We start from the raw sequence: 9,930 nt of genomic DNA, 5'->3' as shown, positions 1-9,930 counted from the left end.
CGCTGCAGATTATCCTGCACCGTGCTACGCGCAATTCCCAACACGACGGCAATCTCACGCGAGCTGGTTCCGCTTGCTGCAAGCCGCAGCATTTGTCGCAAATGTCTCATGGTCAGCCTTCTCTTTGCCGGCATCAAAATCCCCTCGTTCACCGCGAGGTATTTGATGCCAAAGTTGCTGACCCAGGGAGTGATGTTCAGTGTCGAAAACTGGCCGGTCTTTGATCGGAACGGTGGCCGGCTTCAAATCGGAATGGTGGCCGGTCTTTGATCGGATTGGCGGCCGGCTTCACGTCGGAATCCGCAGAGCGGTACGGTGCGGACAAGGTGCTGTATCATGTGCATGCAAATGTGTTGTACTGGCCGACGCGCAACATCGGGAAGTTGTGGCCGGAGTTCTTGCAGTTCACGCACCAGATGACCGGTGCGTGGTGGAAGGACAACGGCGCGGTCAAGAAAGTCGAAGAGATCGTCAAGTATTGCTCGAAGCCGGCAGACACGCTCGCAGCGACGGACGACGAGCTGGTGTGGCTGTATGAAGCGACGCGCCGGTTGAAGATCTGCCAGCCGCTGGGCATCTTCAAGAGCTTGTTGAAGGAGCTTGAAGAAGCCGGCGAGAAGGTCGTCCGCGTCCACGTCGGACGCGGCGACGGCCGTCTCCGGCGCGTTCTGAAGCGCGGCCGGAAGGGTCCGAAGCCGAAGGACGAGTGGCTGGAAGCGAGGGGCAGCGAGCAGGAAGCGGGCGAAACCGTGAAACCTGTCGTCACGGAAAAGGACAGGACCGACGTCGCGCCGAAGACGCAGCGCGAGACACCGCCGTCGAACATCGTGCTTGGCCTGACGTTGCCTCAGTGGCGGCATACGCCATGGGCCGAGCCACTCATCATGGTGCAGCGCTACGACCCCGCCGCGCCGTTCGGAGAGAACGGCGGCGACATCGAAGCGTGGAAGAGACAGGCGAGGCGGGACTGGGACGACAACTGGGGGCCGGAGCCGGAAGAGGCGCTGCGCGTGGCGAAGATGGCACTCGACGCGGCCATGTTGGCAGACGATATACGCGAAGCGGCGGAAGCCGCTGAATCGTATATAGTCCACACATGTAGGCCAACTGTCCCAACGGGTGGAAACGCGGATGAGGAAGTACCGCCCGAAGAGCTAGACGACAATCTCCGAGAGGTCGTTTCGCTCTTCGAAGGCGGCACGGTGGTTCGTCTGGCCCCTCGACCGACAGACGAAGACGACGAAATTCCGTTCGAAGCACCCGCCGTCGTGGCGTGGCGCGAGAAGCTGCGGGCGCAGATCGACGCGAGCGCCGTCGGGCTGCTCGCACGGCGGGCAGCCCGACGGCGCGGTGTGACGGCGGGCTTCCCGTCGTCACCATGACCTGACGTGAAAACACGTTAGGTCTCGTCGTCCGGGAGGACGGCGACAAGGCCCCTGCCAGGCGCCGCGCGAGCGCCCCTCGGGAGAGTCCCCCGGAAGGGCCGGTGCTAGCGCAGCTAGCAGTAGCCGGTTACTACCATTGGACTTGTCCCCCTCTCCGCCGGCGCACACGATTCTTGCACCGGGATTTCCCCGGAGGAGGATCCTCATGCAAGCCGACGTCAACTCCATCATCGATCTCGACTTTCGTCGCGCCAATGTCTGTATCAAGCTTTCCCAGACGATGCTGCGCGACGACCCTGAACTCGCCGCGACCTGGCGCGACCTCCACCGTGACTCCACGACCACTTGTTTCCCGCACCGCCAGCCCTTCCTGACCCCACTCGATCTCATCGGCGAATCTGTGGAACTGCTGCTGCCCGATCCACGCTACGGCTATGTCGCCGAATGGCTAGACGACTGGCGCGAGGCGTCGCTCTCGCTGGGAGAGGACGTCTGCCGCGAGCGTGGAATCACCTCTCGCGAACTCGACGCGGTGCTGAACGCCGAACTGGCGCGTCGGCGGGACAGAGACGGTCGGGAGGTGTGACATGCAAGATTACGATCTGCCGATCGTCGTCACCAACCATGGTCCTGAGTTCCCTGCGAGGCTCAAGGTCATCCGGCTGCCGGCTTCATGGTACGCGGTCATATGGGAGAACCCCGAACGGTATGCGTCGTTCTCCCAGGAGAGGACCGAGAAAAACGGCGGTCATGAGCATATGAGCGACGACGCCTTCCTCGCCCGCGTCCAGCTCATCGCAGGCTTCGTGCAGGGCGTCGATTTCGAGTATGCGGGGGCACAGTGACAGCCACCCTCCGAATTCTCGCCGCGCTCCTGACGGTCGCCGGGACCGCCTCGGCGACGTCGCTTTCACCGCCGGTCTCCAGCCCCCAGTTCGATATCGCGTACGAACCGGGGCGGTTCGCATGGCACGTCAGCGAGGCAGTCGTCCTCCTGCCTGCCGTTCGCTTCGGCTCTGGCTCGTACCGGTGGTCTCTCGTCGCCGGGGCGCTGCCGTCGGGCCTCGTTCTCGGCCCGCTGGGCTCGGTCTACGGGTCCCCCCGGATACCAGGACGGTACGCGTGGACCGTCCTCATCCGTGACGTCGAGACCGGTGCTACCGCGACCGCGACGGCCTCCGCCGACGTACAGTGAGCCTGCGTCATGGGCTTTCAATTCATCCATATGGAGAGCTTCAGCCGAAAGGGCGACGCCCAAGGTCGGGGCACGGCCTTTATTTTTGCGGAGGCGTCACGAAAACCAGAAGCCTCGATCCACGTCCCACACCCTGAGCCACCCGTCGTCGTCTACGGCATGGATGTCGCGGATGTCGAGGCGCTGCACGATGCCGCAGCCGATGCCGCCCGGACGATCCCCAAGGATGGCAAGCCGCGTAAGCTCAGACAGGACCACAAAACTGTCCACACCGTCATCGCCTCGCACCCGTATACCATGGATGAAATCCATGACGACCCGGAGAAGCGAAAAGAGGCTGAGGTGTGGGAAAGGCGCACGATCGAGTGGCTTCGCTCACAATATGGAAACGATCTCAAGTCGGTCGTCCGTCACGAGGACGAATCTCATTATCATATTCACGCATATGTCGTGCCGACAGACGACACGGAAATGCGAGCGCTGCGGCATCATCCGGGAGTGACCGCCAAGCGCGCTGCGATGGCGGCCGGTCCAACCAACGCCGAGGATTCTAAAACGATATCGAAGCGGGGCGACGCCGCGTACAAAGACGCGATGCGGGAGTGGCAGAATTCGTACCACGCCGTCGTCGGCATTCCCTGCGGGCTCGCGCGCCTCGGTCCCTGTCGCCGGAACCTGCCGCGCGGCGAATGGCAGCGCGAGAAGGCGCAAGCCAAGGCCCTGCAAGCCGCGCTAGAACGGGCTGCCGTCGTCAGGACAAAGATCGAGACGCACATCGTCACGAAAAAATCGGAGGTTGAAACGCTGGTTTCGACAGCGGAAACGACGGCGGCCGCACTGCGCGCCGAAGCCGATGCTGCGATCGCGGAAGCGGCACGACAGCTCGCCGCGGCCCGTGCCGCGACGGACGCCGCGAAAGCCAGCCACGACGCCGCCGTTCGCGAGCAGGCGAAAGCGCGCGGGATGATGTCCTTCGTCCGCCAGGAGACCGCCCGCGTAGCAACGCAGGCGGCTCGTCTTCAGAAGCTGCCGTCGATCTTGAGGACGGTATTCGACGGCTTCCGACAGAGCCGTGTAGCCGAACGCATCCGCGCCGCCGTCGAGTCCGACATGACAGCGCTACGCGAACGGGCGTCGTCCGCGCTCAAAAAGGCTGCGGCGGCCGACGCCGCGCTCCGGAAGGCGGAGGAACGCGCATCGTCGATCGACCATGCCCTGACGGAGACGACTGCGCAGCGCGACGTCGCTCGGGAGGAGCTGGCGCGGCTTCGGCCCCCGGAGCCGACGTCGAGGCCCTCGCTAGGGCCGGGCCTGAGGCCGACGCCGAGACGGCGCTGAGCTTTTGACGTTCCCGCTACAAGAGACCTGGACGCCGAAAACCTGCCGGAATCGCCAATTTCAAAAAATGGGGACGCCGGAAGTGGCCTTCTCAGCGCGTCCACGAGTTGTCGACAGGTAGTAACCCACCCGGCATCGGCATCGAATCCTTCGTTTGGGTACCACGGCGCGCGCCGGTTTGCCTCGAGTCCAGCCGGCGGGCATGCTGAAGGCAACGACTCGGAGGGATGTCATGAGGAGGATTCCATTGACGGCGGCGATAGCGATGCTGCTCGCGACCAGCGCCAGCGCAGACGAGCCGCGCATCCTGTGGCGGTCGGCGACGACGGGAACGATCACCGCTCCCGTGACGGCAGAACCGCCACCGGTCGTGGCTCCGGGGCCGCTCTCGATTTCCTATGACGGTAACGGGCGGACGTTCCCTCGCGGTACGTCCATGTCGCTTGCCCCGACTATCGACGGCGGCTCCGAGCAGTACGAATTCGCTTTTGCGAATGGGAATACGCTCCCTGCGGGTGTCGTCTTCAACAGCGCGACAGGCGTCTTCTCGGGGCAGCCTCTGACTACAGGGGACTTCACTTTCAACATTCTCGTGCATGACACCCAGAGCGGCCAGTACGTGACGTCGGTCGTTCGATTTTTTATTGCGTAGGAGGTCCCATGTATCAGCTCATCCTTGGCGCAATCGCTATCGTCATTTTCGCCGCCCTGACGCTCCTCCTCTGGCTTGGCGGCCACCATTGGGCCGACGCCCGCCTCCGCGCCGAGCTGGTCGCGGTCGCGCAGCAGGAACAGCAGATCGGCGGGGCCTTGATGCTCTACCGACAGGATAACGTCCGCAGTCCGAACGGAGAGGACGCGGCGCTGCTCGCGCAGCTCCACCTCGGCGGCTACCTTCGGGACGTCCCGCCCGGCGCCTGGTCCGTCAGTTCGGACGGACAGAGGATGTCGAAGCACCTCGCCGGGCAGACGGTCGCTAGCTGCGCCAAGATGAACGCGCTCGCCGGGTTCGGCGCGGACTGCCCGCCTTGCGATTCCGACGCCGACAAGTCCGTGCCGATCTGCCAGCAGCCGTGAGGGGTATCATGAACGAGGATTCGAAGAGACGAGAGCGGCGACGTCGGACATGTATCGACGAAATGCGCCGCGACCTCGCTCGACGCCGCGAACGCCGGAGTGACCCGGCGACGAAGACGCTGCTACAGCTCCTGACGCTGCTGTCTGCCGCGCTCGCTCTCGCACAGCCGAGCGAGCCGGTATTCGACGTCGCTCTTCGTCCGCGACTCCGGACGCGGTACGACCCGCCGCCGGGGTACACGCTGGGGCGCGACGCTTGGGCTCGCGAGCGCGGTCTCGATCCGCAGCCGGATGCCGTCCTCGCGACGTCCGAGACGCCCACGCCGCGCTTGCGGCCGGCTCTCAAGTCGTGGCGACGCCTGGTCCACGAGCTGGGCTCGCCGTCGCCGCGACGCCGCGAGGAAGCCCGCCTCGCTCTCGAACGGCGTCTGCCGTCTGTTGTGCATGAATGGCTACGCAAGCAATCCGCGAGCGACGACCGCAGCCAGCTCAGAGTCCTTGGCATCGGAGCGGGACCGGCGGAGCTCGTGCAGCGCGCGCTCACTGCTGCGCGCGTCGAGAGCATCCGCGAGCAGGAGCCGCCGCCGTCCCCGACTCCAGAGATGGAGCCGGACGTCGAGGACGACGTCGAAGAGGAAGCCGGCCGGGTCCCGGCAGGAAGTAGAAGGAGAAGACAATGAGAATGGAACTGAAAGCCGATGCCGGGGCGATCCTCGATCATCTGACGTCGGCGCAGCGGCAGCGCCTCGATGCGCTCGACGCCGTCTACATCGAGCTGCTGTCGAGCGACGGCACCCCGGCCAAGGCCGACGTCGAGGCTCTGGCTGACGCCGTCGTCGCCCTCTACGACTTGGTCGCCGGGCGGAGGTCGGGGCTCGAAAACCCGGCCTAACGGCCTGAATTCAAAAATGGGGACGTCAGCGGAGGCCGCACAGCGCGTCCGGACGACGTCAGCGGGTAGTAACCCACCCGCCAACAGGGCTGAAGTGGACGTCAGCCCGTCCGGCGGCATTCCCATTCCCGGATCTCATGTTGGTACTCGCCGCAGAGGCGGCGGACCATCGTGACATCCTGATCCCGCAGGTAGCCCCAGCAATCCAGCCGGCTTAGCGATGTCAGTCCTTCTGGGTGCCCCAGCACCAGGGCGAGCGCAGCGCACTCAGTCGTGGAGCCGGGCATCTTCTCGGCGGCAATCTTCCCGGAAAGAATCTCTTTCAGCTTCCGCTCGACTTTGTCTTCGTATTCCATCACTCACCCCTGTTCTCTGTGTTTCCGGACGGCAGCCGCCGACGTCTTTGCGATCCTGTCCAGCGGATCTACGACCTCGGTTGCCATCTCTTCGCGGAGGCGAAGCATGGCTTCGTGCCACCCTCGCTTCATCGCTGCCGTTTTCGCGGCGTCGATGTCTCTGGCCCATCCGTAGGAATCCGGCGTGTCCCATACCCACTCGTCATCGCCGTGAAATTGAGCGACTGTGAGTTCCACAAGGTCGAGAAGCCCGTCATCGATCCTGATAACGATGCTTGTCCCTTCGACCGTATCGACGTCAGCCCTACCGTCGAATATGTCGGCGAATTCGTGGTTTTTGAACCATGGCTCCTCCATGCCCATCTCGACCTTCTGTATTTTCTGCATGTCGTGCACGTCATGCTCCTGCCGTTGTTGACGTTTGAAGGGTCGCCGCGCGGGCCAGTGCGGCGGGGCTGCCGGGTGCGGGTTTCGCTTTGAAGGAGTCGTTTCCGCACTCCCGGCAGTGCCAGCACGTCATCATGAGCGCCCGCGTGTCGGGATAGTGCTGCTTCCATTCGAGGAGCGGCCCCCCGCACGACGTCCATACTCCGCCCGCATCTGGCCACGTGTTCCCGCACGTCTTCGCCGTTGGTTTCCAATCGGGTGTCTGCATGTCGGTGTCTCCTGTTGGTCTCTGGGATGGCTCCGGGCGACATACGCCGCCGGGAGCCAGTTTTACGGTTACTGACCTGCCAGCGACCGCAGGCTATCGACGGTGTAGCCGTAGTCTCGCAGGTAGAGGCCGACGTCACCGGACCCGATGACGAGCGAAGCAATCCGCTCTCGCAACGCATCGTCCTCGACGTCGCTAGGCAAGGCGGTGTCCACCGTTTGCACGTATTGGTCGTATGCCTCTCGGAAGGTGTCGAACGCCTTGATGACCTTCGTGATAGCACCGGATTTCGTTGTCATGGCCTTGGGCCTCCTCTGTTGATGACGCGCTAAAGAGATCAAGCTGAAACGAAATAGTCCAGGAATTTCATACTACTATAAGTTAGTAGAAACTAATTAAGTCGCAATGGAAATGCATGTCTGAATCCTTGCGGCAAGGATTCGCGCAAGGATTCAACAGCTCGAATCCTTGCGCCCAAACGCACCCGCAAGGATTGAATCCTTGCGACTGACTCTGAGCTGATGCACCTGCACGGATTGAATCCTTGGAATAATATTTCAGGGAAAATCAAATAAGTTTGATCATGAACCAAAGGCGTCGAGAGCGCGGACACCCAGCCGCTGGACATCGCGCGCAAGGTGCTGCCCGGAGCCGGGAACACGTGTACGTCGCACCAAGCGCTCAGCGCCCGTCTTGCGTTCTCGCAGGAGGACTTGAGCTACGTAGAACAGGATGCCGCGCGCGTCCCGATTCATCGTCTCGATGACGACGACGTCGAAGGCGAGGCCACGGATTACAGTCGTTTTCGTCTCCATCGAAATCTCCTTAAGTCATTGGAAAAAAATGATTTTATAGCAGATCTCGCAATTCGGGCCCAGGACGGCATCGAAACAGATCTAACGGGGATCTAACGGGAAGCAGGATGTCCCGGTTTCGGGGGCGACGGTAGGTAGGGGTTGACGTCAGTCCAGCGCGCCATGCTCGAACAGGCATGCCCACAAGGGGGATGCCGCAGGCCGTAGGCCGTGTCGAGCGCGCTGGGCTGTCGTCACCGAGCGAAAAGGTTCCACGACTAATCGGGAGGAGCGGTCGCCGTAGGCGATCGGATCGAGACACGCGGCTCGATCCGAAGCGAGGGAGATTCGTCGTGGAAAGGAGCAAGGCTACCCCTGCCGGGTTCCGGCTACGGGCGTTGCGGTGGACTCCAAGAAGGGAGAGCGCATCGGAGCCGTCAGCATAGCGCCGCACTTGGCGGGACGGTGGGAATTCGCGCATGCTTCGGCGGGTTCCTGAGGCAGCCGCAAGAGCGTCAGCATAGCGCCGACAACGGCGGGACGCGGGACCGACTGCCTCCGCCGAGGCATTCCATTTCGACAATTGTTGACACCATCAAAACACGAACGTACACATCGCCGAACCCGCACATGTGCACGGAAAGCTTTGGAATAGCGGGTGCCTCTGGAAATCAGGACTTCTGGATGTACACGGCCCTTCCTCCCTCCGGGCCCACCACTTTCTTCTGTAAATAATTGTTTATTCTCCGTATTTCATATCGTTGTCCCTTGCTCTCTCGATATCGTCCCCGAGTGCGACACTTTTGCTTTCGTTTCGGTCCGCGACCAAAAGGAATGACGCCGCCCTTGCAAGTCGTAGTTTAGACGCCGGCTGGTTAGCGCCAACGGGCATGGTGGTCTTCCGAGTTCCTAGCATGTGAGTTCAAATTTTCGTACATTCCAGCAACCATCCTCCAGTTCGCGTGTTCTTCACAGAGTCTAGAGGAGGACCAGAGAATGAAAACGATGCTATCTATCGCCGCCCTGACAATATCGCTTTCGGCTGGCGCCGCTTTCGCCCAACAACCGCCGGATACGGCGACGCCGACGCAGCCAGGTCAGCAGCCAACTCAACCGCCAACTCAGACCGAAACCGCACCCTCGACAAACTCGTTGCAACCACCGCCATTGGCACAGCACCGGGCCGATGACGACGCCATGAAGGGCGATTGGCATAGGGGCTCAATGGGTCGTCATCCGATGCCGTCCAAGGCGGCTCGTTTCCGCATTGAGGACGGCGACGTCAAAATAGAAGTCAGATGTGCGGAAGACGAACCGATGAAGGCATGTGCAGACGAGCTAAATCAAATTCTGAACAGGCTTGAAGGACGCCGGTCCTCGTCGGGAGACGACGACTATCAATAGCCCAGCGGGTGATCGCATTTAATTGTGGAAGGTTTTCGGTTCCGCTTTCGCCTAAACCGTCGACCTTCGCTGGTTGTGGTTTGTCTTCGGGCTCACCATGTCTTGAATTTATACATTCGACCGTTTCACTGGTATCAGCGAGATTTCCTGTTTGGTTTCCAGCACATCCGGCCTAAAGAAAGCCGGATGTGCTCAACAGGAAAGATGTCTATGGCCATGAATCCGGAACGCAATGCTTCCGATCTGTCGGTTGATCCTGAATTTTTCGATCTGCTCACCGGAAGTTATGCCCGCATCGTCGGATCGCTTCTCGTCGGCGAGGGGCAGGGACCGAGTTGGCTTTATTACGATGCTCCTTTCGTGGTGGTGGCGCACAATACCGATGCCGACCCGCGTTTCATTTATGCTAATAAAGCTGGTCAGACTTGTTTCGAATATCCTTGGGATGAATTCATCACTTTGCCGTCGCGGCTTTCGGCGGAACTGCCCAACCGCGCCGAACGGCAGCAATTGTTGGATGCGGTGACGCGGGACGGCTATATCTCGGGCTATCGCGGCCTGCGGATCACAAAGTCGGGACGGCGCTTCTGGATGGAAGACGGCGTTGTCTGGCAGCTCATCGACCGCGACGGAAACCGGCGTGGGCAGGCGGCGACCTTTTCGAAATGGAAGGATGTATAGGCAGGGTGTGCTCCAACGCCGAGCTTATGGCAGTGGGATGCCACTTCATTTGGCCATGCCGACATCAGGGATGCCGGCACGCCAGCTTCTCGGTCGCGTATAGGCGGAACCTCAAGCGGCTGATTCGCATCCTGTTTCAGCGTAGGGAAATCG

15 protein-coding genes are annotated in these 9,930 nt (G+C 61.8%); 11 read left to right on the top strand and 4 right to left on the bottom strand.

Features of this window, described 5'->3' with window-relative positions; genetic code table 11:
• Positions 1-108: 108 nt before the first annotated feature.
• From K290_RS37910 to K290_RS0113775, 9 genes are all read left to right on the top strand, one after another.
• Entirely contained in the window at positions 109-270 is a 162-nt protein-coding gene (locus K290_RS37910) for a hypothetical protein (protein ID WP_154668597.1), read from the top strand.
• Positions 267-1,382 (top strand): rep family protein, encoded by a 1,116-nt coding sequence (locus K290_RS34220; protein WP_051264052.1) that lies wholly within the window; start codon positions 267-269, stop codon positions 1,380-1,382. The genes K290_RS37910 and K290_RS34220 overlap by 4 nt, the downstream gene beginning before the upstream one ends.
• A 208-nt stretch (positions 1,383-1,590) precedes the next feature.
• Entirely contained in the window at positions 1,591-1,971 is a 381-nt protein-coding gene (locus K290_RS0113810; RefSeq protein ID WP_028752481.1) for a hypothetical protein, read from the top strand.
• A 1-nt stretch (position 1,972) separates the two neighbouring features.
• Entirely contained in the window at positions 1,973-2,230 is a 258-nt protein-coding gene (locus K290_RS0113805; protein ID WP_028752480.1) for a hypothetical protein, read from the top strand.
• Positions 2,231-2,589: 359 nt separating this feature from the next.
• Complete coding sequence (locus K290_RS0113795) at positions 2,590-3,918, top strand: plasmid recombination protein (RefSeq protein ID WP_028752478.1); 1,329 nt, start codon at positions 2,590-2,592, stop codon at positions 3,916-3,918.
• 232 nt (positions 3,919-4,150) lie between these two features.
• On the top strand, positions 4,151-4,570 hold the full coding sequence (locus K290_RS0113790) for an Ig domain-containing protein (protein WP_028752477.1): 420 nt from the start codon (positions 4,151-4,153) through the stop codon (positions 4,568-4,570).
• A gap of 8 nt (positions 4,571-4,578) precedes the next feature.
• The gene (locus K290_RS0113785) at positions 4,579-4,995 is read left to right on the top strand and encodes a hypothetical protein (RefSeq protein ID WP_028752476.1); all 417 of its coding nucleotides are present in this window, start codon (positions 4,579-4,581) and stop codon (positions 4,993-4,995) included.
• Positions 4,996-5,003: 8 nt separating this feature from the next.
• Complete coding sequence (locus K290_RS0113780) at positions 5,004-5,675, top strand: hypothetical protein (RefSeq protein WP_154668596.1); 672 nt, start codon at positions 5,004-5,006, stop codon at positions 5,673-5,675.
• Positions 5,676-5,677: 2 nt separating this feature from the next.
• Positions 5,678-5,887, top strand: coding sequence for a hypothetical protein (locus tag K290_RS0113775; RefSeq protein ID WP_037103101.1), 210 nt, complete (start codon positions 5,678-5,680; stop codon positions 5,885-5,887).
• Positions 5,888-5,988: 101 nt separating this feature from the next.
• On the opposite strand, the gene K290_RS0113770 is transcribed toward K290_RS0113775, so the two are convergent.
• From K290_RS0113770 to K290_RS0113755, 4 genes are all read right to left on the bottom strand, one after another.
• Positions 5,989-6,243, bottom strand: coding sequence for a hypothetical protein (locus tag K290_RS0113770; RefSeq protein ID WP_028752473.1), 255 nt, complete (start codon positions 6,241-6,243; stop codon positions 5,989-5,991).
• A 3-nt stretch (positions 6,244-6,246) separates the two neighbouring features.
• Positions 6,247-6,639 carry a hypothetical protein gene (locus K290_RS0113765; protein WP_028752472.1) on the bottom strand — a complete coding sequence of 131 codons (393 nt, stop codon included), beginning with the start codon at positions 6,637-6,639 and terminating at the stop codon, positions 6,247-6,249.
• Between the two features lie 327 nt (positions 6,640-6,966).
• The gene (locus K290_RS0113760) at positions 6,967-7,197 is read right to left on the bottom strand and encodes a hypothetical protein (RefSeq protein WP_028752471.1); all 231 of its coding nucleotides are present in this window, start codon (positions 7,195-7,197) and stop codon (positions 6,967-6,969) included.
• A 282-nt stretch (positions 7,198-7,479) separates the two neighbouring features.
• A complete protein-coding gene (locus K290_RS0113755) occupies positions 7,480-7,713 on the bottom strand; it encodes a hypothetical protein (RefSeq protein WP_028752470.1) in 234 nt (77 codons plus the stop codon).
• A 975-nt stretch (positions 7,714-8,688) separates the two neighbouring features.
• Here K290_RS0113755 and K290_RS0113745 point away from each other — a divergent pair.
• Both K290_RS0113745 and K290_RS0113740 read left to right on the top strand, forming a co-directional pair.
• Positions 8,689-9,096 (top strand): hypothetical protein, encoded by a 408-nt coding sequence (locus K290_RS0113745; RefSeq protein ID WP_028752469.1) that lies wholly within the window; start codon positions 8,689-8,691, stop codon positions 9,094-9,096.
• Between the two features lie 210 nt (positions 9,097-9,306).
• Complete coding sequence (locus tag K290_RS0113740; protein ID WP_028752468.1) at positions 9,307-9,777, top strand: MEKHLA domain-containing protein; 471 nt, start codon at positions 9,307-9,309, stop codon at positions 9,775-9,777.
• The last annotated feature ends 153 nt before the right edge of the window (positions 9,778-9,930 follow it).

The sequence above is a fragment of the Rhizobium leucaenae USDA 9039 genome (genome assembly GCF_000426285.1).
Taxonomy (GTDB): Bacteria; Pseudomonadota; Alphaproteobacteria; order Rhizobiales; family Rhizobiaceae; genus Rhizobium; species Rhizobium leucaenae.
Note: the sequence above shows the minus strand (reverse complement) of the source record. Positions and strands in the feature narration are given on the sequence as shown.